At 70.4% G+C, this 21,536-nt stretch carries 22 protein-coding genes and 1 other RNA gene; 15 read left to right on the forward strand and 8 right to left on the reverse strand.

The genetic code is table 11. The features are described 5' to 3' along the window. Positions 1-65 precede the first annotated feature (65 nt). From NP777_RS28740 to NP777_RS28750, 3 genes are all read left to right on the forward strand, one after another. Positions 66-1,406 (forward strand): serine/threonine-protein kinase, encoded by a 1,341-nt coding sequence (locus NP777_RS28740; RefSeq protein ID WP_256653067.1) that lies wholly within the window; start codon positions 66-68, stop codon positions 1,404-1,406. A gap of 40 nt (positions 1,407-1,446) precedes the next feature. Continuing rightward, positions 1,447-2,559, forward strand: a complete 1,113-nt coding sequence (gene prfB / locus NP777_RS28745) for a peptide chain release factor 2 (protein ID WP_256653068.1) — start codon at positions 1,447-1,449, stop codon at positions 2,557-2,559. A 289-nt stretch (positions 2,560-2,848) separates the two neighbouring features. Further along, positions 2,849-3,514 carry a hypothetical protein gene (locus NP777_RS28750; RefSeq protein ID WP_256653069.1) on the forward strand — a complete coding sequence of 222 codons (666 nt, stop codon included), beginning with the start codon at positions 2,849-2,851 and terminating at the stop codon, positions 3,512-3,514. Positions 3,515-3,595: 81 nt separating this feature from the next. On the opposite strand, the gene NP777_RS28755 is transcribed toward NP777_RS28750, so the two are convergent. Continuing rightward, on the reverse strand, positions 3,596-3,790 hold the full coding sequence (locus tag NP777_RS28755) for a hypothetical protein (protein WP_256653070.1): 195 nt from the start codon (positions 3,788-3,790) through the stop codon (positions 3,596-3,598). Between the two features lie 330 nt (positions 3,791-4,120). Here NP777_RS28755 and ftsE point away from each other — a divergent pair, with 330 nt between their 5' ends. The 7 genes from ftsE to NP777_RS28790 all read left to right on the forward strand — a co-directional run bounded on the left by ftsE (position 4,121) and on the right by NP777_RS28790 (position 9,286). Then, positions 4,121-4,810: a cell division ATP-binding protein FtsE gene (ftsE, locus tag NP777_RS28760; protein WP_069863504.1), complete on the forward strand. Its 690-nt coding sequence runs from the start codon at positions 4,121-4,123 to the stop codon at positions 4,808-4,810. A 9-nt stretch (positions 4,811-4,819) separates the two neighbouring features. Beyond that, positions 4,820-5,731 carry a permease-like cell division protein FtsX gene (ftsX, locus tag NP777_RS28765; RefSeq protein ID WP_020870885.1) on the forward strand — a complete coding sequence of 304 codons (912 nt, stop codon included), beginning with the start codon at positions 4,820-4,822 and terminating at the stop codon, positions 5,729-5,731. Between the two features lie 68 nt (positions 5,732-5,799). Beyond that, positions 5,800-7,011 carry a S41 family peptidase gene (locus tag NP777_RS28770; protein WP_256653071.1) on the forward strand — a complete coding sequence of 404 codons (1,212 nt, stop codon included), beginning with the start codon at positions 5,800-5,802 and terminating at the stop codon, positions 7,009-7,011. 18 nt (positions 7,012-7,029) lie between these two features. After that, a complete protein-coding gene (smpB, locus tag NP777_RS28775) occupies positions 7,030-7,509 on the forward strand; it encodes an SsrA-binding protein SmpB (protein WP_256653072.1) in 480 nt (159 codons plus the stop codon). A gap of 116 nt (positions 7,510-7,625) precedes the next feature. Continuing rightward, positions 7,626-7,996, forward strand: a transfer-messenger RNA (tmRNA) gene (ssrA, locus tag NP777_RS28780). A gap of 171 nt (positions 7,997-8,167) precedes the next feature. Next, positions 8,168-8,734, forward strand: coding sequence for a dihydrofolate reductase family protein (locus NP777_RS28785; protein WP_256653073.1), 567 nt, complete (start codon positions 8,168-8,170; stop codon positions 8,732-8,734). A 27-nt stretch (positions 8,735-8,761) separates the two neighbouring features. Beyond that, positions 8,762-9,286 (forward strand): GNAT family N-acetyltransferase, encoded by a 525-nt coding sequence (locus tag NP777_RS28790; protein WP_256653074.1) that lies wholly within the window; start codon positions 8,762-8,764, stop codon positions 9,284-9,286. Here the strand turns inward: NP777_RS28790 and NP777_RS28795 are convergent. Further along, positions 9,231-10,157, reverse strand: a complete 927-nt coding sequence (locus NP777_RS28795; protein ID WP_256653075.1) for a zinc-binding dehydrogenase — start codon at positions 10,155-10,157, stop codon at positions 9,231-9,233. The two genes, NP777_RS28790 and NP777_RS28795, sit on opposite strands and share 56 nt — an antisense overlap. A 99-nt stretch (positions 10,158-10,256) precedes the next feature. Here NP777_RS28795 and NP777_RS28800 point away from each other — a divergent pair, with 99 nt between their 5' ends. From NP777_RS28800 to NP777_RS28810, 3 genes are all read left to right on the forward strand, one after another. Continuing rightward, positions 10,257-10,925, forward strand: a complete 669-nt coding sequence (locus NP777_RS28800) for a TetR/AcrR family transcriptional regulator (protein ID WP_256653076.1) — start codon at positions 10,257-10,259, stop codon at positions 10,923-10,925. Positions 10,926-11,172: 247 nt separating this feature from the next. Further along, on the forward strand, positions 11,173-12,372 hold the full coding sequence (locus NP777_RS28805) for an RNA-guided endonuclease InsQ/TnpB family protein (protein ID WP_256653077.1): 1,200 nt from the start codon (positions 11,173-11,175) through the stop codon (positions 12,370-12,372). Positions 12,373-12,431: 59 nt separating this feature from the next. Continuing rightward, entirely contained in the window at positions 12,432-12,572 is a 141-nt protein-coding gene (locus NP777_RS28810) for a hypothetical protein (RefSeq protein WP_256653078.1), read from the forward strand. Positions 12,573-12,664: 92 nt separating this feature from the next. Here the strand turns inward: NP777_RS28810 and yicI are convergent, their stop codons facing one another. The 5 genes from yicI to NP777_RS28835 all read right to left on the reverse strand — a co-directional run bounded on the left by yicI (position 12,665) and on the right by NP777_RS28835 (position 19,061). After that, positions 12,665-14,950 (reverse strand): alpha-xylosidase, encoded by a 2,286-nt coding sequence (gene yicI, locus NP777_RS28815; RefSeq protein WP_256653079.1) that lies wholly within the window; start codon positions 14,948-14,950, stop codon positions 12,665-12,667. A gap of 13 nt (positions 14,951-14,963) precedes the next feature. After that, entirely contained in the window at positions 14,964-15,728 is a 765-nt protein-coding gene (locus NP777_RS28820; RefSeq protein ID WP_256653133.1) for a carbohydrate ABC transporter permease, read from the reverse strand. Positions 15,729-15,799: 71 nt separating this feature from the next. Beyond that, positions 15,800-16,714, reverse strand: a complete 915-nt coding sequence (locus NP777_RS28825) for a carbohydrate ABC transporter permease (protein WP_256653080.1) — start codon at positions 16,712-16,714, stop codon at positions 15,800-15,802. 7 nt (positions 16,715-16,721) lie between these two features. Continuing rightward, a complete protein-coding gene (locus tag NP777_RS28830; protein WP_256653081.1) occupies positions 16,722-18,026 on the reverse strand; it encodes an extracellular solute-binding protein in 1,305 nt (434 codons plus the stop codon). A 141-nt stretch (positions 18,027-18,167) separates the two neighbouring features. Next, positions 18,168-19,061, reverse strand: a complete 894-nt coding sequence (locus NP777_RS28835) for a LysR family transcriptional regulator (protein WP_256653082.1) — start codon at positions 19,059-19,061, stop codon at positions 18,168-18,170. Positions 19,062-19,154: 93 nt separating this feature from the next. Between NP777_RS28835 and NP777_RS28840 the strand changes: the two genes are divergently transcribed. Together NP777_RS28840 and NP777_RS28845 are read left to right on the forward strand one after the other, a co-directional pair. Further along, positions 19,155-20,108, forward strand: coding sequence for an alpha/beta hydrolase (locus NP777_RS28840; protein WP_256653083.1), 954 nt, complete (start codon positions 19,155-19,157; stop codon positions 20,106-20,108). A 237-nt stretch (positions 20,109-20,345) separates the two neighbouring features. Further along, positions 20,346-21,314 (forward strand): LysR family transcriptional regulator, encoded by a 969-nt coding sequence (locus tag NP777_RS28845; RefSeq protein WP_256653084.1) that lies wholly within the window; start codon positions 20,346-20,348, stop codon positions 21,312-21,314. Here NP777_RS28845 and NP777_RS28850 read toward each other — a convergent pair. Further along, positions 21,304-21,507, reverse strand: a complete 204-nt coding sequence (locus NP777_RS28850) for a hypothetical protein (protein WP_256653085.1) — start codon at positions 21,505-21,507, stop codon at positions 21,304-21,306. The two genes, NP777_RS28845 and NP777_RS28850, sit on opposite strands and share 11 nt — an antisense overlap. Positions 21,508-21,536: the final 29 nt, after the last annotated feature.

Here is a 21,536-nt window from a genome sequence, read left to right on the forward strand (position 1 = left end):
ACGCGCCAGTAGCCGCGTAGCTTTGTCGCCAACGTGCCCCCCTTGTCGGAGGATTCGGAGCAGTCTTGTCACGGAAGATCGGCAGTCGGTACACCGCGCATCAGCTCCTGGGGCGCGGCAGCGCCGGCGCGGTGTGGCTGGGTGACGGGCCCGAGGGACCCGTCGCCATCAAGCTCCTGCGTGAGGACCTCTCCTCCGACCAGGAGCTCGTGGAACGCTTCGTCCAGGAGCGCACCGCACTGCTCGGCCTCGACCACCCCCGGGTGGTCGGGGTGCGCGACCTGGTGGTCGACGGCAATGACCTCGCACTGGTCATGGACCTGATCCGCGGTACGGATCTGCGCACCCGCCTCGACCGCGAGCGCAGGCTCGCCCCCGAGGCCGCCGTCGCGATCGCCGCGGACGTCGCCGACGCGCTGGCCGCCGCGCACGCCGCCGGGGTCGTCCACCGCGACGTCAAGCCGGAGAACGTGCTGCTGGACATGCAGGGCCCGCTCGGCCCCGGCGGTGCGCACCCCGCCCTGCTCACCGACTTCGGCATCGCCCGGCTGGTCGACGAGCCGACCCCGATCCGTGCCCAGCCCGCCCGCGACCGGCAGTCCTCCCAGGGCCGCTCGCCGAACCCGCGCAGCGTGATCGGCACTCCGGACTATCTCGCCCCCGAGATCGTCGAGGGGCTGCCGCCCCGGGCCAGCGTGGATGTCTACGCCCTGGCGACGGTGCTGTACGAGATGCTGGCCGGCTTCACGCCCTTCGGCGGCGGTCACCCGGGCGCGATCCTGCGCCGCCATGTGACCGAGACCGTGGCGCCGCTGCCCGGGATCCCCGACGAGCTGTGGCAACTGCTGCTGCAGTGCCTGGCCAAGGCGCCCGCCTCCCGGCTGCGCGCCTCCGAGCTGGCCGCCCGGCTGCGCGAGCTGCTGCCCGGCCTGGCCGGATATCCGCCGCTGGACATCGACGAGCCCGATGAGCAGCAGGAGGGCGGCGAGCGGGAGGGCGCGGAGGCCGAGACCCCGCACCGCGGCGTCTCCGTCCCCGCCTCCGGGCCCGCGCCGCATACGCCGCCGCGGCGGCGCGGCGCGGTGCCGCTGGTCCCCGGCGCGGTGCCGGACTCCAGCCGGGAGACCCACACCAGCATGCGGGTGCCCAGCGCGGACGAGCTCGCGGGCGGCGCCCACGGCACCGCACGCGCCCCCCGGGTGCACGGCCAGCGCCGGGCGGGCTCGGCCCGCAACCCCGCGGTCGCGGGCGCGCTGCGCCGCCGCCGGCTGAAGGTGGCCGCGGTCATCCTGGCCGTGCTGGTCGCGGTGGCGCTCGGCGGATGGCTGGCGGCGAGCGGCGACGACGGCGGCGACCCGCCCAAGGGCGGTGAGCACTCCGCCTCCCAGGACCCCGGTACGCCATGACCGGGGACGGCCAGTCTTCCGTAGCGGTTACGCTGGTCCCGTGGCAGTCGTCGATGTATCCGAAGAGCTGAAGTCCCTCTCCTCGACCATGGGGTCGATCGAGGCCGTCCTGGACCTCGACAAGATGAGGGCCGACATCGCCGTGCTCGAGGAGCAGGCGGCGGCCCCGTCCCTGTGGGACGACCCGGAGAGCGCGCAGAAGATCACCAGCAAGCTCTCCTATCTCCAGGGGCAGCTGCGCCGGGCCGAGGAACTGCGCGGCCGGATCGACGACCTCGAGGTGCTGTTCGAGCTGGCCTCCGACGAGGACGACGAGGACGCCCGTGCCGAGGCCGAGGCCGAGCTGGAGGCCGTCCGCAAGGCGGTCGACGAGATGGAGGTGCGCACCCTCCTGTCCGGCGAGTACGACTCCCGTGAAGCGGTCGTGAACATCCGCGCCGAGGCGGGCGGGGTGGACGCCGCCGACTTCGCCGAGCAGCTCCAGCGGATGTATCTGCGCTGGGCCGAGCGCCACGGCTACAAGACCGAGATCTACGAGACGTCGTACGCGGAGGAGGCCGGCATCAAGTCGACCACCTTCGCCGTGCAGATCCCGTACGCCTACGGGACGCTCTCGGTCGAGCAGGGCACCCATCGCCTGGTGCGGATCTCGCCGTTCGACAACCAGGGCCGCCGCCAGACCTCCTTCGCGGGCGTCGAGGTGCTGCCGGTCGTCGAGCAGACCGACCACATCGAGATCGACGAGTCCGAGCTGCGCGTGGATGTCTACCGCTCCTCGGGCCCCGGCGGCCAGGGCGTCAACACCACCGACTCCGCGGTGCGGTTGACCCACATCCCCACCGGCATCGTCGTCTCGTGTCAGAACGAGCGCTCGCAGATCCAGAACAAGGCCACCGCGATGAACGTCCTCCAGGCCAAGCTGCTCGAGCGGCGCCGCCAGGAGGAGCAGGCCAAGATGGACGCGCTCAAGGGCGACGGCGGCAATTCCTGGGGCAACCAGATGCGTTCGTACGTCCTGCACCCGTACCAGATGGTCAAGGACCTGCGCACCGAATTCGAGGTCGGCAATCCGCAGGCGGTGCTCGACGGTGAGCTGGACGGTTTCCTGGAGGCCGGAATCCGCTGGCGCAAGCAGCAGGAGCAGGAGAAGTAACCTTCCCGCTCGCCCCAACGGGCCGCGACCACCGCGTTTTTGGTCACAGTCCTGTACCCATGCATGCGGCAAGCGCTTCCATAGCGGACATCTCGCATGCAATGGCCTTGACGGTGGTTTGAAAACTGGGAAGGCTGACGCGCGGCATGCGTATGACTGGGGCGCGTGTGAACGGGGGCCGGCGGACCGCCTCGGAGGGATAGGGGCCCGCGGAGACTGAGAACCCCGAGCCGTTGCCCCGTGCATAGCTGCTCCATTGACGAGTACAGCTACTGGGGGTAGCAGGCAGATGACGAAGAAGACGCGGCTGCGCGTTGCGCGAATAGCAGCCGGCGCGGTGATCGCCGCCGGCGCGTCGCTCACCGCCGCCGGCGCCGCATCGGCCGTTGGTGTTGATGTCGGTATCGGTGGCGTGAACGTTTCGGCCAACGCGGACGAGAAGGGCCTGGACGTCGGCGTCGGCATCGGCAAGGACGACCCGACCGAGGACCCGACCCAGCCGCCGACCGACGAGCCGACCGGGATTCCCGAGCCGACTCCGCCGACTCAGTCGCCGACGGAAGACCCGACCAAGCCGCCGACGAACGAGCCCACCAAGCCGCCGACCGGCGAGCCCACCAAGCCGCCGACCGGCGAACCGACTCAGCCGCCGACCGGCGAGCCCACCGACGGCCCGACCGCCCAGCCGAGCACGCCCGGCCAGGGCGGCACCGGCGGTGCCGGTGGCGACGACAGCACCTGCACGGTGGATCTCGACAGCACCAACTGCGACGACAACACCGGCACCGACAACGTCGGCTCCAAGCCGGTGGAGCAGGGCAAGGCCAAGGAGCAGCTGGCCGAGACCGGTGCCTCCGAGACCACGTTCCTGCTGGTCGGCGCCGCGACGATGATCGCCGGTGGTATCGGCTTCCGCTTTGTGCCGCGTCTGGTGAACCGCAACAACGTGGCCTGATCGGGCGCCCTACGCACGGTAAGGGGCCCGGAGCGCTCAGCGCTCCGGGCCCCTTGTGCGTTGATGTGCCGTTACGTTCCGTTACGCCGTCGCCATCTCATGCGCGAGCACGGCCACCGCGATGAGCGCCACCAGCAGCGCTATCAGCGCGGCCGGGTTCAGCCCGCCGAACATGCCCTCGTGCTGGAGCCGCTCCCTGCTGGCCCGGCAGACCGGGCAGCGGCCCTCGCTGACGGGGCTCGCGCAGTTGGCGCAGACGAGCCTGTCGTACGTCATGCGCTTTCTCCTCCCGCGCGGCGGTGCCGCAGTAGACACGGGGCCAACGCTCAGGGAAATGGGTTGGTTCCCCTTCCACTGTGCCAGCTTCCGTCCGGTTCGGCGCGCCCCGCACGATTCCGTGCCGCATCCGTACCGGTTTCGTGGCCGTTTCAGCCGCGCCGACCGGCGGTTTGTCAACCGTTTGACCCCAATAGTGCAGTGAAGAAACCCACCCACGCCGGACGGCGGACTGCGCGGCCATGCGCGCTTCGCGTATGGTCACGCTCACCGACGGGAGCCGCTTCGGCTGCAGCCCGTACCGCTACCCAGGTCGACCGTGGTGCTCCAGTGATCCGATTCGACAACGTATCCAAGACCTACCCCAAGCAGAACCGTCCCGCACTCCGGGATGTCTCGCTCGAGATCGAGAAGGGCGAGTTCGTCTTCCTGGTGGGCTCCTCGGGGTCGGGAAAATCCACTTTCCTCCGGCTGCTGCTCCGCGAGGAGCGCGCCAGCCATGGCGCGGTCCATGTGCTGGGCAAGGATCTCGCACGGCTGTCCAACTGGAAGGTGCCGCAGATGCGCCGCCAGTTGGGGACCGTCTTCCAGGATTTCCGGCTGCTCCCCAACAAGACGGTCGGGGAGAATGTCGCCTTCGCGCTCGAGGTGATCGGCAAGCCGCGCGGCGCCATTCGGAAAACCGTCCCCGAGGTGCTCGATCTCGTGGGTCTTGGCGGTAAGGACGACCGTATGCCCGGCGAGCTCTCCGGTGGTGAACAGCAGCGGGTGGCCATCGCCCGCGCGTTCGTCAACCGTCCGATGCTGCTGATCGCCGACGAGCCGACGGGAAACCTGGACCCCCAGACCTCCGTCGGCATCATGAAGCTGCTGGACCGGATCAACCGGACCGGCACCACGGTCGTCATGGCCACGCACGACCAGCAGATCGTGGACCAGATGCGCAAGCGCGTGATCGAACTTGAGAAGGGCCGCCTCGTCCGCGACCAGTCCCGCGGCGTCTACGGCTACCAGCACTGAAAGGACGCCATGCGCGCCCAGTTCGTCCTGTCGGAGATCGGCGTCGGTCTCCGCCGCAATCTCACGATGACCTTCGCGGTCATCGTCTCCGTGGCCCTCTCGCTCGCCCTGTTCGGCGGGTCCCTGCTCATGCGCGAGCAGGTGAGCACGATGAAGGGCTACTGGTACGACAAGGTCAACGTCTCGATCTTCCTCTGCAACAAGAACGACAAGGAGACCTCCGCCAACTGCGCCAAGGGCGCGGTCACCGAGGCGCAGAAGCAGGAGATCGAGTCCGAGCTCAAGCAGATGAACATCGTCGAGTCGGTGCACTTCGAGACCAGTGAGGAGGCGTACAAGCACTACAAGGAGCAGTTCGGCGACTCGCCGCTGGCCGACTCCCTGACCCCGGACCAGATGCAGGAGTCCTTTCGTATCAAGCTGAAGGACCCCGAGCGCTATGACGTCATCTCCACGGCCTTCGCCGCCCGGCCCGGTGTGCAGGAGGTCCAGGACCAAAAGGCCCTGGTCGACGACTTGTTCAATCTGCTCAACGGCATGAACTTCGCGGCGCTCGGCGTGATGACGCTGATGCTGATCGTCGCGCTGATGCTGATCGTCAACACGGTGCGGGTGTCGGCGTTCAGCCGCCGCCGGGAGACCGGGATCATGCGGTTGGTCGGCGCGTCCAGCTTCTACATCCAGATGCCGTTCATCATGGAGGCCGCCATCGCGGGGCTGTTGGGCGCGGGCTTCGCCTGTGTACTGCTGGTGAGCGGACAGTACTTCCTGGTCAACAACTGGCTGGTGGACAAGATCGATGTGATCAACTTCATCGGCTGGGACGCGGTGCTGGCGAAGCTGCCACTGGTGCTGGCGATTGGCCTGCTCATGCCCGCTCTCGCGGCGTTCTTCGCGCTCCGCAAGTACCTCAAGGTGTGACATTCGCCTAGGGCGCCGTACCGGACAACCCCCGGTACGGCGCCTTTTGGTGCCCTACACTCACCGGCATGTCGGGCCCGTGTTTGTTCGTCCAGCCCCGCCGCATTCGCCGCGGGGCCGCCCTGACATTGGTCTTCGCCAGCGTGCTCGCCACCGGGGCGGCCGTCGGTTCCTGGGGGATCGAGCCCGGCTCGCGCCGGGCCCCCCAAGCCGCCCGGATACCGGCCCGCGCCTACGTCGGCGCGGTCGAGAGCGACCAGGTCAAGGCGGCCGCGGCCGCGGCCCAGGAGGACGGGAAGTCCGGTTCCCAGGCCGCCCGCGAGGTGGTGAGCCGCAGCGGAGACCGGTGGGGCGCGGTCTACAGCGCCCGTGAGTACGAGGGCTACCGCCAGACCCTGGACGGCGCCTACGTCGGCGTCGGGATCTCCGCCCGCCGGGACGCCCACGGCCGGATCGCGGTGGAGCGCGTCGAGCCCGGCAGCCCCGCCCAGAAGGCCGGGGTCCGGGCCGGTGACCGACTGCGCACGGTCGATCACAGAGCCGTGACCGGGCGGCCCGTCACCGAGGTCGTGGCCCTGCTGCGCGGCCCCGCCGACGGTTCCCCGGGCACCCGGGTGGAGCTCGGGCTGCGGCGCGGCGGCCACGAATGGACGCAGGAGCTCCGCCGGGCCCGGCTGACCACGGACCCGGTCACCGTCGACCGGCTCAGCGGCTACGACGACCACAGACCCGGCACCGTCCGGATCAAGGTCGACTCGTTCACCAAGGGCACCGGAGAGCGGATCCGGCACGCGGTGCGCTCCATCCCCCGGGGCGACGGCGTACTGCTCGACCTGCGGGGCAACTCCGGCGGGCTGGTCTCCGAGGCCGTCACCGCCGCCTCCTCCTTCCTCGACGGTGGCCTGGTCGCCACCTATGACGTCCGCGGTGACCAGCGAGTTCTCGACGCGCGATCGGGCGGCGACACCGACACCCCGCTGGTGGTGCTGGTCGACGGCGGCACCATGAGCGCCGCCGAGCTGCTCACCGGCGCCCTCCAGGACCGCGGTCGCGCCGTGGTCGTCGGTTCCCGGACCTTCGGCAAGGGCTCGGTCCAGATGCCCAGCGAGCTTCCCGACGGCTCGGTCGCCGAGCTCACCGTCGGCCACTACCGGACCCCCGCCGGGCGTAACGTCGACGGCGCGGGCATCGACCCGGACCTGACGGTCAAGGGCGACGACGGCCCGTCCGCGGAGGCGCGGGCGCGCACGGTATTGAGTGGCCTCGGGGGCGGGGCTTAGTGCGAGAATGGCCTGACCATGGCTAAAGAGACGGGTCGCAAGCTGATCGCGCAGAACAAGAAGGCGCGGCACGACTATCACATCCTGGACACCTACGAGTGCGGTCTGGTGCTGACCGGGACCGAGGTGAAGTCGCTGCGCCAGGGGCGGGCCTCGCTCGCTGACGGCTTCGCCCAGCTGGACGGCGGCGAGGCATGGCTGCACAACGTGCACATCCCCGAGTACAGCCAGGGCACCTGGACCAACCACTCGGCCCGCCGCCGGCGCAAGCTGCTGCTGCACCGGGCGGAGATCGACAAGCTCCTCGGCAAAACCCAGGAGACCGGCCACACCCTGGTGCCGCTGGCCCTCTACTTCAAGGACGGCCGGGCCAAGGTCGAGGTCGCGCTGGCCAAGGGCAAGAAGGAGTACGACAAGCGCCAGACCCTCCGCGAGAAGCAGGACCGCCGCGAGGCCGAGCGGGCGATTTCCGCGGTGCGGCGGCGGCAGCGGGCCTGACCAGCCGGAAGGCGCGCCCCGGGCGGCGGGAATGGTGTGGCCCCGTCGCGCGTTGTTCACCTATGATGGCGTTGTGCCCCTACGAGGGCGCGGCACCACCTTTGAAAAATACACATGGGGATGATCGGTTTCGACAGCGGCTGTCGAAGCAGGGGAAGCGAGCCGAGGAAGCGGCAATGATCTCGTTAACCATATGTCGCAACCAATAATCGCCAACACCAAGCGCGATTCCTTCGCCCTCGCTGCCTAAGTAGCGACTTTGCGAAGTGTCAGCCCGGGGCTGTTCCCGACCCGGATCCTGGCATCGACTAGGGAACTAAACCACTAGACCCGGTCACGGGGTGTAGTGGGAAATCAAACAGTGACTGAGCCCGTCGGAGACTTGTCCGCGTGATCTCCGGGGCCGAGAAAATCACAGCGGACTGCGCTCGGAGAAGCCCTGATTCCGCACCGTTGGACGCGGGTTCGATTCCCGCCATCTCCACTCATCCCATGTACGACGAGGGGCCCCGCCGGATGGCGGGGCCCCTCGTCGCGTTTCGGTGCTCAGCCGAGCCTCCGAGCACGAGGACTACCGGCGAGCCCAGATCGCGCACCGATGAGTTTCCCGCGCCGCGCCGGTCTATACGCCGGACACCCACGGACGGAAGGCTGGGCCATGCGGAAACTGATCTACGGCATGAACCTGACCCTGGACGGCTACATCGCCGCGGCCGGCGACGACATCGGCTGGAGCGGACCGCCGAGCGACGAGCTGTTCCAGTGGTGGCTCGACCACGAGCGGGCGAGTGGCCTGTCGCTGTACGGGCGCAAGCTATGGGAGACGATGAGCTCCTACTGGCCGACCGGCGACCAGCGGCCCAACGCCACCCCGGCGGAGATCGAGTTCGCGCGGAACTGGCGGGACACGCCGAAGGTGGTGTTCTCCTCGACGATCGACAAGGTCGACTGGAACACCCGCCTGGTCACCGGCGACGCGATCGCCGAGATCACCCGGCTCAAGGCCGAGGACGGCGGCCCCATGAACATCGGCGGCGCAACGCTCGCCGGGGCGGCCATGCGCGCCGGGCTGATCGACGAGTATGTGATCGCCACCCATCCGGTCCTGGTGGGGGGCGGCACGCCGTTCTTCACGGCGCTGGACAGCTGGGTGAACCTGAACCTGGTGGAGACGCGGACGCTTTCCGGCGGCGTGGTCCTGACCAGGTATGAGACGAGGCGCTGAGCAGCTTCCCGCTGTCTCGCGGCTTGGATGGGTGTTTCCTCTCACCGTCGCGGCGATCTCCCCACCGCACGCCCCCTGCCGCACTACGCCCCGGAGGCATTCGGGGAGCGCTTGCACCGGCACGCCGCCGAACCGGGTTGGGAGGCCGTGGTGGCCTACGCCTCCGGTGAGCCCATCGGCTATATCTACGCCAACCGGCTCACCGGAGCGGAGGACCGCTGGTGGCGCCGCACGCGCCCGGAGCCCGAGCCGGGCATCGCGAGTGCTTCGACCGTCGCGGTGAAAGAGATGATGGTTCGCCAGCAGTGGCGGAGGCAGGGGATCGCCCGTGGGCTGCATGACGTCCTGCTGGCCGGGCGGCCCGAGTCGCAAGCTTCGCTGATGGTCAACCCCCTGAACCGGGACGGGAAGGTGCGGGCGCTCTACGTGGCGTGGGGATATCGGGCGGTGGGCACCGCGCAGTCATCGCCGGAGGCGCCTGTTCTCACGGTGATGGTCAGCCGATGTCCAGGACCGCCTTGCCGTGGAGGCGGCGGTCCAGGAGGGCGGTGACGGCCTCCTCGGCTCGGTCCCAGCCGCCGCGCCAGGTGATCTGGGGGTCGAGGTCGCCCGTCGCGACGCGTTCCGCCAGCCAGCCGAGGTCCGCGCCGATGTCGGGGCGGTCCAGGAGGTAGAAGGTGACGATGGAGCGGTTGTGGCGGCCTTCGTTGCCGTAGAGGGCGCCGAACGGGAAGGTCTCGGGCTGGCCCGTGACATGGCCGACGGACACCAGGGTGCCGTGCGCGGCGAGCTTGTCGTACGCGGACACCAGTTGCGGTCCGCCGACCATGTCCACCACTCCGTGCACCGGCTCGCCGATCTCCTCCGGGTCCGCGAGCACCTCATGCGCGCCCAGTGTCCGTAGGGCGTCGCCGTGGGTGGTGGGGTCGCCGGTGGTGGCGATGACATGGGCGCCGCCGAGGTGGGCGAGCTGGACGGCGTACCGGCCGACCCCGCCGGTGGCGCCCGTGACCAGGATGCGTCGGCCGAGGGTGTCGCCGATCCGGCGCAGTGCGCGTAGGGCGCTGCCGCCCGCGACCGGGATGGTGCTGATCGCGCCGGGGTCGGCGCCGGTGGGCGGGACGCCGAGCAGCCCGGTGTCCACGGCGCGCAGTTCCGCCCAGCCGCCGTCCGTGCCCAGGGTGACGACGGGGGTTCCGGCGGCCGGTCCCGAGCCGTCGGCGGCCGCGCGCTCGACCACTCCGGCGGCGTCCCAGCCCAGCACGGTGCCGTCGGGGGCCTCGGTCCGGTGGGCGACCTCGCCGTAGTTGAGGGAGGTGGCGGTCACCCGGACCAGTGCCTGGTGGGGGGCGGGTTCGGGGTCGGCGGCCGCGCCGAGGCGGAGGCCGGAGGGGGCGGAGTGGTCAACGAGCAGGGCGCGCATGGCGGTTCGCCTTTCCGGTGAATGGTGGCGGCATCAGTTATGCCACTGAGTGGCAAACGCGCGCAAGTGGCATCACCGGTGACGGCTAGACTTTTCGCCGTGACTGCCGCTCCCAACTCCTCACTGCGCGAACGCAAGAAGCGGCGCACCCGCCAGGCGCTGATCGACACCGCGCTGGAGCTGTTCACCGAGCGCGGCTTCGGCGGGGTCACGCTGGATGAGCTGTGCGAGGAGGTGGAGGTCTCCAAGCGCACCTTCTTCCGCACGTTCACCAGCAAGGAAGATGTCGCGATGGCCCCCGACCAGGACCTGTGGCGGGCCTTCCTGGAGGAGCTGGAGACCGTGGACCCGGCCGGGTTCCCGGTGGTTGAGCTGGGGCGGGACGCGCTGCTGGCCGCGCTGGCGCGGATGGACGACGAGGGCTGGGCCCACCGGATGCTGCTCAGCCGGCGACTGGCTGAGCGGACGCCGTCGATGGGCGCGCACGGGCTGCAGTTCTGCGAGGCCACCACGCAGGAGGCGCTGGCGATCCTGCACCGCCGGTTCGGCCTCGGGGCGCCGGGCGACCTCCGGCCGCGGCTGGCCGTGGACATGCTGGTCGCCGCGTTCCACGGGGCGCTGGCGAGTTGGGTGGCGCGGGTGGATGAGGCGGCGGCGGGCGGTGTGAGCGGTATCGAGCCGCCCACCATCGACGACCTGGCCGACCGCCTCCGCGAGGCCGTCGCCGCCCTCCCCGGCGGTCTCGCCCTGACGGTCACGCCCCGCTGACGGCCGCGCCACGCGCTGGTCCCGGCGGACGCCGTTGCGGGCGCACCCCGGTGATCCGTGGCCTGGCAGCCGTTCCGCTCGTCCCCTTTATCGGGGACCTCCGAGGGGAGCCGCCGCCTTCGGGCGGCGGAAGTACCGGACTCTTGCGGAGCAGGGCGGGGAAAGGCGAATGGTCGCCGGGGTAAATCCGTCTTCGCCGCTGACGATATGTCAGGTAGTCACATGCTGATGTGCTAGTTTGTGAGCCGTGGCCACTCACGTGAAGCGGGCGTATCGGTACCGCTTCTATCCGACCGATGCGCAGGCAGCGGAGCTGTCGCGCACGTTCGGATGCGTGCGGAAGGTCTACAACATGGCGCTCGCGGCCCGCACTGAGGCGTGGGCGTTGCGTCAGGAGCGGGTCAACTACAACGCAACGTCGGCCATGCTGACGGCGTGGAAGAAGACCGAGGAACTGGCTTTCCTCAATGATGTGTCCTCGGTTCCGCTTCAGCAGGCCCTGCGGCACCTCCAGGCGGCGTTCACCGCGTTCTTCGCTCGGCGGTCGAAGTACCCGCGGTTCAAGTCGCGTAAGAAGTCCGGCAAGTCCGCCGAGTACACCTCCAGCGCGTTCCGGTTTCGGGACGGGAAGCTGACGCTGGCGAAGATGGCCCAGTCGCTGGACATCGTGTGGTCGCGTCCCCTGCCGGACGGCGCCCTCCCGTCCACGGTGACCGTCTCCCAGGATGCGGCCGGGCGCTGGTTCGTCTCCCTCCTGGTCGAGGACCCCGCCGTCCAGCCGCTTCCCGCCGGCGGCTCGGCGGTCGGTATCGACGCCGGGCTCGACCACCTGCTCACCCTGTCCACGGGTGAGAAGATCACCAACCCCCGGCACGAGCGGCGCGACCGCGTCCGCCTCGCCCGCGCCCAGCGCGACCTCGCCCGCAAGGCCAGGGGCGACGGCGCCAACCGGGCCAAGGCACGCCGCAAGGTCGCCAGGGTCCACGCCCGCATCGCCGACCGGCGCCGTGACCATCTGCACAAGCTCACCACTCGACTCGTGCGTGAAAACCAAACGCTCGTGATCGAGGATCTCACCGTCCGGAACATGCTCAAGAACGGCAAGCTGTCCCGGGCGATCTCCGACGCGGCATGGTCGCAGTTCCGGAGCATGCTGGAGTACAAGGCTGCCTGGTACGGCCGCGAAGTGATCGCGGTCGACCGCTGGTTCCCCTCCTCCAAGCTGTGCTCCGTATGCGGCACCCTGCAAAATAGGATGCCGCTGGGCATCCGCATTTGGACGTGCGACTGCGGTGCGACCCACGACCGGGACGTGAACGCGGCGAAGAACCTTCTGGCCGCCGGACTGGCGGTGTCGGCCTGTGGAGCCGGTGTAAGACCTCAACGGGAGTCCTCCCGGACGGGGCAGTCGGTGACGAAGCAGGAAGCGCCACGGCGCGAGCCGTAGGAATCCCCCTCGTTTACGCGGGGGAGGAAGTCAAGAAGCTGTCCAACAACGACGCGATCGTGGTGACGCTCGCGACGTCCGGCGCGGGCCATGCGGAGGCGGTGCGGCCCCGTGCCGTACGGGACGACGCCACGGGTGCCACGGCCGCCACGGCCGACGCCGGACGCGAGTGCTCCTGGGCCAAGCCCCACCGCTGCTGAGGCCAAGCCCCGCCGCTGGTGAGGTCAGGCCCCACCGGCGCTGAGGTCAGGCCCCGGAACTGCTGAGGCCAAGCCCCAGCGCTGAGCTGAGGTCAGGCCCCGCCGCCGCCAGGCGGAAGCCGCACCGTCAGCACCGCCGTCCCCGCCGCCGCCTCCGCGGAGGGACCGCCGGCCACCTCCAGCCGCCACGGCGCCGAGGTGCCGGTGGCCTCGGCGCGCAGCACCGCCCCGTCCCGGACGACGGTGAAGGTGGCGGCCGTCGTGCCGTCCGGGCGCGGCACCCGCACCGTGACCGGGCCCGCCGCCGGTTCGTACACCCGTAGCGTGATCCCGTCCGCCCAGTCGGCGTCGGGGCGGTCGTCGGCCGCCCCGAACGGGATCACCGCACCGGGGCGGGCCAGCAGCGGGACGCTGAGGAAGCCGTGGGTCTCGCGCACCCAGCGCGGGCCGCGCACCGTCCGCCCGCTCAGCAGATGCGTCCAGACGCCCTCGGGCACGTAGTACGTCACCTCGCCCTCGTCGTCGAAGACCGGGGCGGCCAGCAGATCCCCGCCGAGCAGGTACTGCCGCTCGAGGCCCGCGCACCCGGGGTCGTCCGGGAACTCCAGGACCATGGCGCGCATCACCGGGAGGCCCTCGGTGTGCGCCTGCCGCGCCGCCTCGTACAGATACGGCATCAGCCGCAGCTTCAGCCGGGTGAAGTGGCGCAGCACCTCGACCGACTCCTCGTCGAAGAGCCACGGCACCCGGTACGACGACGAGCCGTGCAGTCTGCTGTGCGAGGACAGCAGCCCGAAGGCGATCCACCGCTTGAACAGGGCCGGGTCCGGGGTGCCCTCGAAGCCGCCGATGTCATGGCTCCAGAAGCCGAAGCCGGAGAGACCCAGCGAGAGCCCGCCGCGCAGCGATTCGGCCATCGCCTCGTAGGTGGACTCGCAGTCGCCGCCCCAGTGCACCGGGAACCGCTGGCCGCCCGCCGTGGCCGAGCGCGCGAAGACCACCGCCTCGCCCTCCCCGCGCCGCTCGCTCAGCGCCTCGTGGACGGTGCGGTTGTAGAGGTGGGTGTAGTAGTTGTGCATCCGCTCGGGGTCGGAGCCGTCCGCGTAGACCACGTCCAACGGCACCCGCTCGCCGAAGTCGGTCTTGAAGCAGTCCACGCCCATGTCCAGCAGCGCGGTCAGCTTGGCCGCGTACCAGGCGCGGGCGGCGGGGCTGGTGAAGTCCACCAGCGCCATGCCCGGCTGCCACAGGTCCCACTGCCATACGGACCCGTCGGGCCGCTTCAGCAGATGCCCGGCCGCCTTGCCCTCGGCGAAGAGCGGGGAGCGCTGGCCGATGTACGGATTGATCCAGACGGAGATCTTCAGGCCCCGCTCGCGCAGCCGCCGCAGCATGCCCGCCGGGTCGGGGAAGACCCGTGGATCCCAGGTGAAGTCGCACCACTGGTACTCGCGCATCCAGAAGCAGTCGAAGTGGAAGACGGACAGCGGCAGTGCGCGCTCCGCCATGCCGTCGACGAATCCGGTGACCGTCTCCTCGTCGTAGGAGGTGGTGAAGGAGGTGGACAGCCACAGCCCGAAGGACCACGCGGGCGGCAGCGCGGGGCGACCGGTGAGCGCGGTGTAGCGGCGCAGGATCTCCTTGGGGGTGGGCCCGTGGATGACGTAGTACGTCAGCTCCTGGTCCTCGGCGCTGAACTGGAGCCGGGAGACCGCCTCCGAGCCGACCTCGAAGGAGACCCGGCCGGGGTGGTCCACGAAGACGCCGTAGCCCGCGTCGGTGAGGAGGAACGGGACGTTCTTGTACGCCTGTTCGGTGGCGGTGCCGCCGTCGGCGTTCCAGATGTCCACGGCCTGGCCGTTCTTCACCAGCGGGCCGAAGCGCTCGCCGAGCCCGTAGACCGAGGTGCCGACCCGCAGCGCGAGCCGTTCACGCAGGTGGTGGCCGCCGTCGGCGGTCTCCATGATGCCCATGTCCTTGACGCCGCTGCTGGTGAGCGCACGCCCGGCGGCCTCGAAGTCCATCCGCCAGGGCCCGGTGCGGGCGAAGCGCACCGAGAGCGCGCCCGAGGTGAGCCGGGCCTCCCCGTCGTCGCAGCTCACCTCGGCGTCGTACGTCTCGCGGGCGATCTCGAACGACGGGCCGCGCTCGACCCGGCCCGCGAAGTGGGTGATCCGGACGGCGATCACATCGGGCATGGGGGCGGTGCAGGTCAGGGTGAGGGCGGGACCCTTGAGCAGATCGCCTCGGTGACGTACGGGATGGGTGGGGGCGTGGACGGTGAGGGTGCCGGGGCCGGTCTCCACGTCGAGCACCCCCTGGGGGTACGCGGCCTGGACGCCCTCGCGCAGTCTCCAGTAGCCGTCGCTGAACTTCATGCGGCCCTCCTCGTCATTTGACCGCGCCCATGGCGATGCCACGGGTCAGGGTCCGCTGGAAGATCAGGAAGAAGCAGAACGCGGGGAGCACCCCCAGCAGGGCGGCCGCGTTGGTCATGGTCGCGTCCATCAGCCGCTGGCCCTGGAGGACGCCGAGCGCCACCGAGACCGTCTGGTTGTCGTTGGAGATCAGCATCACCAGGGGCAGCAGGAACTCGTTCCAGGTCCAGATGAAGAAGAAGACCAGCAGCACCCCGATGGTGGGGCGGCTGACCGGCACCACGACCCGCCACAGCACCTGCCACTTGGTGGCGCCGTCGATCCGGGCCGCCTCGATGACCTCCTTGGGGAAGGCGCCGAGCACGGAGGAGAGCAGATAGGTGCCGAAGGCCGACTGGATCACGGTGAAGACGATGATCACGCTCAGCCGGGTGTCGTACAGGCCGGCCTGCTTGGACAGGTAGTAGACGGGGTAGACCAGGGCCTCCTGCGGCAGCATGTTGGCCAGCACGAAGAAGGCCAGCACCCAGGGGCGGCCCCTGACCCGCCCGATGCCGATCGCGTACGCGTTGAGCACCGAAAGCAGTGCGGCGAGCACCGCCACCGAGCCGGAGATCAGCGCGGAGTTGAACAGCTTCCGGCCGAAGTCGACCCGCTGCCAGAAGTCCCGCAGGCCGTCGAGGTGGATCCCCTCGGGCAGGCTCAGCGGGCCGTTCGCGGAGTAGTCGGCGGGCGATTTCACGGCGTTGAGTGCCACCACGAGGAAGGGCAGCACCATGAGGGCGGCCGCCACGATGAGGGCGGCCAGCACCGGGAAGCGGGCCGGGGCCTGATGTCGCTTGACGGCGTTCACTGGTCCTCCGCCCGGGTTTGCAGGCGCAACGCCACCAGGGCCAGCGCCAGGATGATCACGGTGAGGGCGGTGGAGACCGCGGAGCCGTACCCGACCTGCGTCTTCTCGAAGAAGGACTGGAAGGAGAAGTACGAGGGGACGTTGGTGGCCCCACCGGGCCCGCCCTTGGTGAGCACATACACCGCGCCGAAGACCTTGAGCGCCGCGATGGTGCACCACAGCAGCACGACATAGATCTCCGGGCGGATCTGCACCAGCGTCACATGCCAGAACCGCCGCCACCACGAGGCCCCGTCCAGCTCGGCCGCCTCGTGCAGGGACGGATCGGCGCGCTGCAGCCCCGCCATGAAGACCACCAGCGGAAAGCCGAGCTGGACCCACACCATCACGGCCATCACGCTGTAGAGCGCGAAGTCCGGGTCGCCCAGCCAGTCCTGGCGCAGCGAGCCGAGGCCGACGGCGCCCAGCGCCTCGTTGAGCGCGCCGTTCTCCGGGGCGAGGATCCAGCTCCAGACGATTCCGGCCACCGCGATCGGCAGCACCTGCGGCAGATAGAAGCAGGCGCGCAGCACGCTCGCGGCGCGGGTGCCGATGTGCTTGGCGATGTAGTCGAAGAGTGCGGCGGCCAGCACCAGGCCGAGGGCGGTGGGGAGTACCGCCATCGCCACCACCATGGCCAGGCTGTGCCGGAAGGACTCCCAGAAGGCGGAGTCGTCCAGCAGTTCACGGTAGTTGGCGAGCCCGGCCCACTTCGGGCTGCCCACGCCCTGCCAGTGGGTGAGGCTGATCCCGGTGTTCATCAGGAACGGGATGACGATGACGGCGAGGAAGGCCAGCGCCCCGGGGAGCAGGAACAGGGCGTACGGATACTCGCGGCGCCGTAGCGGCGATGCCTTGCTGTGGGAACTCATCGGGGGCTCACCCCTTCGGCGCGCCCGCGTCGTACGCCTTCTTCAGCGCGTCCAGATAGGCGTCGGGCCCCGCGTCGCCGGTGATCAGCTTCTGGGTCTCGGAGACGAGGACGTCATAGAAGCCGGGGACCGGCCAGTCGGGGTAGAAGGCCAGGCCGTCGCCGTCGGCGTAGCTGGTGAAGTCCTTGATCAGGGCCTTCGACTTGGGGTCGGTGATCGCTGAGGGATCGGCGGCCACGGGCACTCCGCCGTTGTTGCCGAGGGTGTTCTGGATGCCCTTCTTCATCGTGATGTCGATGAAGTCGTAGGCCAGCTCCTTGTTCTTGGCGCCCTTGGGGACGACCCAGAGATTGCCGCCGGAGCCGAGGGTGAGCTTGGAGCCGGGGAAGGGGAACGTGCCCCACTCGTCCTTCATCTCGGACTTGAAGCGGCCGAACCACCAACTGCCGGAGAAGAACATCGGGTACTTCCCCGCGATGAAGGCCGCGCCCGCGTCCTCGGCCTTGGCGCCGCTCGAGCTCTTGGCGATATAGCCCTTCTTCACCCAGTCGGCGAAGGTGGTGGCGCCGTAGGTCCAGGCGGCGTCGTGGAAGTCCGGCTTGCCCTGGTACTGCTCGTAGGCGTCCACCCAGGAGCGGTCGGCCTTGGAGAGGGCGAGCTGGTACACGTACTGCTGGGCGGGGTATTCGGCGCCCGCGCCGGCGAGCGGGGTGACGCCCTTGTCCTTGAACGCCTTCAGGGCGGCGGTGAATTCGGCGAAGGTCGTCGGGACCTCGATGTGGTGCTTGGCGAAGAGGGTCTTGTTGTAGAAGACCATCGTGTACTCGGCGTAGTTGGGGATCCCGTACCAATTGCCGGAGCCCATCACGCCCTGGGCGTCGTAGCGGCTGGTGGTGCGCACGCCGGGGCTGAGCGGCTTGTCCCAGCCGCGCTTGGTGACCTCGGGGGTGAGGTCGGTGAGCAGGCTCTGCTTGGAGAGCAGCCCGGTGGTGGCGTTGCCCTTGTTGTACTCCATCAGATCGGGTGCGTCACCGGAGTTGAGGACCATCGAGGCGGTCTTCTGGATCTGTTCGAAGCCCTTCTCCTCGACCTTCACGGTGACGCCCGGATGGCTCTTCTTGAACTCCTCGATCGCCTGCTTCCAGGCGATGCCCATGGCGCTGTTGGGTGCCTCGTAGTGCCACAGCTTGAGCGACTTGCCGTCCCCGGCCTCGTCCCCGCCGTCCCCGCAACCCGCCATGACCAGGGATGCCGCGAGTGCGGCCGCGATGAGGGCCACCGTTCGTTTCGTTCGTTTCCGTGCCGTCAACATCCGCTGCCTCCGGAAGGGTTGGAAGGAAGGGCGCAGGTGCAACGTTCGTCGAAGCGCTTCGATGGGGAGAGGTATACGAGGGGTGGTAGAGATATGTCAATGCCGTTGACAAAACGGGCACACCCGGAAGCGCCGGGGGCCTCAGCCCCGATGCACCTGGCGCACCGTGCGGAGGAAGGCGCCCAGGACGCTCGGGACCGGGCCGAAGCGGTGGGCGAGGTGGAACTCCAGCCCGGCGGCGGCCGGTTCCAGCGGCAGCAGGGTCACCCCCACATGCCGGAAGCGCCGCATTCCCGCCGGTCCGATGCCGATGCCGAGCCCGCAGGCGACCAGCCCCAGCAGGGTGTGCAGATTGTGCGCCTCATGCGCGATCCGCGGCTCGACCCCGGCGGCGCGGCATACGGCCAGCGCCACATCGGCGGCGGCGGGCTCGGCCTGCCGCGAGGAGAGGATCAGCGGCTCGCTGTCCAGTGCCCGTACGGGCACGGCCGCGGCGCTGGTCAGCGGGTGGCCGGACGGCACCGCCGCCACCAGGGTCTCCCGGCCCAGCGGCAGGCTGGTCAGCCGCCGCCGGGCGGCCGCGGGCGGTGGGCCGCAGATGACCCCGGCGTCCAGGCTGCCGTCCAGCAGCGCCTCGATCTGCCGGGCGCTGGGCAGCTCCCGCAGCTCCAGCCGGACCTGCGGACGGCGGGTCCGGAAGGCGGTGAGCACCTCGGGCAGCACGGCGGCCAGCGCGGTGCCGAGGAAGCCGATGGCGAGCGAACCGGTCTCGCCCCGCCCGGCGTCGGCCGCGTCCCGTACGGCGAGGTCGAGATGGTCCAGCACCTGCCGGGCCCGGGCCAGGAACGCCTCACCCGCGGCGGTGGGCCGCACCCCGTGCCCGGTGCGGTCGAAGAGCTGTACGCCCAGCTCGGTCTCCAGCGCCTTGATCTGCTGGGACAGCGGGGGCTGCCGGATGCCCAGCGCGGTGGCGGCGCGGCCGAAGTGGGCGTGCTCGGAGAGGGCGAGCGCGTAGCGGAGGTGGCGCAGCTCCATAAGGGTCAAGCCTATATCTGATCGCGAATAATCCCTTCACCTCTCATATATCAAAGAGGAAAGCATCGTCGCGCCGGTGCTCGACTGGCCCGCATGAGCGAAACGCTGGAACACCGGGAAACGCTGGAACACCGCGAGACGACGATCGAGGGCGTACGGCTGCACTGGGTGCGGGCGGCGGGGCCGGGGACCCCCGTCGTGCTGCTCCACGGCTGGCCGCAGACCTGGTACGCCTGGCGCAAGGTGATCCCCGAACTCGCCCGCGACCACGAGGTGTTCGCGGTGGACCTGCCGGGCCTGGGCGATTCGGGCTCCTCCCCGCGCGGCCACGGGGTCCGGATCGCCGCCGGCCTGCTCGACGCCTGGCGCGCCGAGTTGGGCCTGGACCGGGTCCATGTCGTCGGCCACGACCTGGGCGGACCCATCGGCTACGCGTGGGCCGCCGCCCACCCCGCCCGGGTCCGCAGCTTCAGCCTGCTCGCCGTGCCACTGCACGGCTTCGGGCTGAGCGAGCTGATCGCCCGCGCCGGGCTCTGGCACTTTGGCTTCTTCTCGGTGCCGGGGCTCGCGGAGAAACTGGCGGAGGGCCGGGAGCGGATCCTGCTGGAGCACTTCTACGGGCACGCCCTGGAGACCGGGGCCATCCGCCCCGCCGATGTCGACACCTATCTGCGCACCTACACCCGGCCGGGCCGGCTGGCCAACGGCTTCGCGTACTACCGCAACGCCCCCGCCGACACCGCCGCCCTCACCGAACTCGGCCGCACCCCGCTCCCGATGCCCACCCTGGCCATCGGCTGCGGCCGGGCCGGCGGCGCGGCCCCCGTCCACAGCCTCGGCCGGGTCGCCCCGGCGACCCGCGGCGCGGTGATCGACGACAGCGGCCACTTCCTTCCCGAGGAACGCCCCGGCCCGCTGCTGTCCCTGCTCAGGCCCTTCCTGGCGGAGGCCGACGCGGCGGAGGGCGGTCCCTGCCGCCCTGACGCTTCGGGTGTGATCACCAAGCAACCACGCGGGGACGGCTCGGCCGCGCGGCTGCGGTTCTAGGGACGCAGCCGTCGGGCGAAGGCCGCGAGGGTGGTGAGCGGGGAGCGGCGGCGGCGCGGCGGGGTGGTGCCGGGGCGGGGAGGGACGACGGGGCGGGAGGCGAGGAAGAGGATCATGCCACTACGGTCCCGGGCCCGGCCGGGGGCGGTCCAACACCTGATCGGGGGCCATTCACGCATCTCCGTTGTCAATGCTGGTGGGGTGGGGATCGAGGGGCGCGTCGGTCACCATGTGCGGGTGAACCGGGACATCGAACCGCGCCTGCTGCGCGCCTTCACCGCCGTCGCCGACGAGCTGCACTTCACCCGCGCCGCCGCCCGCCTCTACATCGCCCAGCAGGCCCTCAGCCGCGACATCCGGCGGTTGGAGCGGGAGTTGGGCGCGGAGCTGTTCGTCCGTACCACCCGCCAGGTCGCCCTCACGGCCGCGGGCGAACGGCTGCTGCCGTACGCCCGGCGGGTGCTCCAGGCCCAGGACGACCTGGCGGCGGCCTTCAGCGGGGCCGAGTGCCGTCCGCTGCTGGTGGATGTGAGCGCCCCGGTGAGCACCGGAAGCCAGGTGGTGGCGGAGGCGCGGCGGCGCATCGGCCCCGAGACCGAGCTGGTGGCCCGCTTCCACAGCGGGCTGGCCGGGGCCGCCGCCGAGCTCCTCGCCGGACGCCTCGACGTGTCCTTCGGCCGGGCCCGCGGCCTCGACCCCGCCGTGCTCGCCCGGCTGGACCACCGGCTGATCCGCTACGAACGCATCGCCGTGGTCCTGCGCGAGGACCATCCGCTGGCCCGGCTCGAGGAGATCCCGCTGGCCGCGCTCGCGGGCGAGCCCCTGTACGCGGCGGCGGGCAACGACACCACCACCGAGTGGACGGACCTGGCCGCCCAGCTCTTCGCGGGGCGCGGGATCGCGATGGCGGAGCCGTTCCCGGAGATCGACGGGGACGAGGAGTTCATCCGGGTGGTGACCAAGCGCCGCTGGTCGGTGCTGGCCAGTGAGGTGTTCACCCACCTGCCCGGCGCGGTGCTGCGGCCGCTCGCCGAGCCCGTTCCGCTCTCACCCGTTTCCATCGTGTGGCGCAAGGGCCTCGTCCACCCCGGCCTGGACGCCCTCCACGCGGCGGCCCGTGCGCTCGCCACCACGTCCGGCTGGCTGCACCGGCCACCGGGCTCCTGGCTGCCGCGCCCCGAGGCGGGGGTGATGATCAGAGATTGACGCGGTTGATGTAAACGCGCTCGCGATGCGGAATCACCTGGTACCAGACGAGCATCGTCTCGACGCTGTACGTGCGCAGCCGATGGGGTTCGGGGTCGTCGTCGAGGACACCGTCCGGGCCGAGCCCCTGGGCCGCGAGATCGGCCAGAGCGCTGCCGATCACCTCGACCGCGCACCGGTCCGTCTCCTTCATGCCGCCGAGGACCCACTCGGCGTCGGGCT

It is taken from the genome of Streptomyces rugosispiralis (assembly GCF_024505145.1).
In the GTDB taxonomy this organism is placed as follows: Bacteria; Actinomycetota; Actinomycetes; order Streptomycetales; family Streptomycetaceae; genus Streptomyces; species Streptomyces rugosispiralis.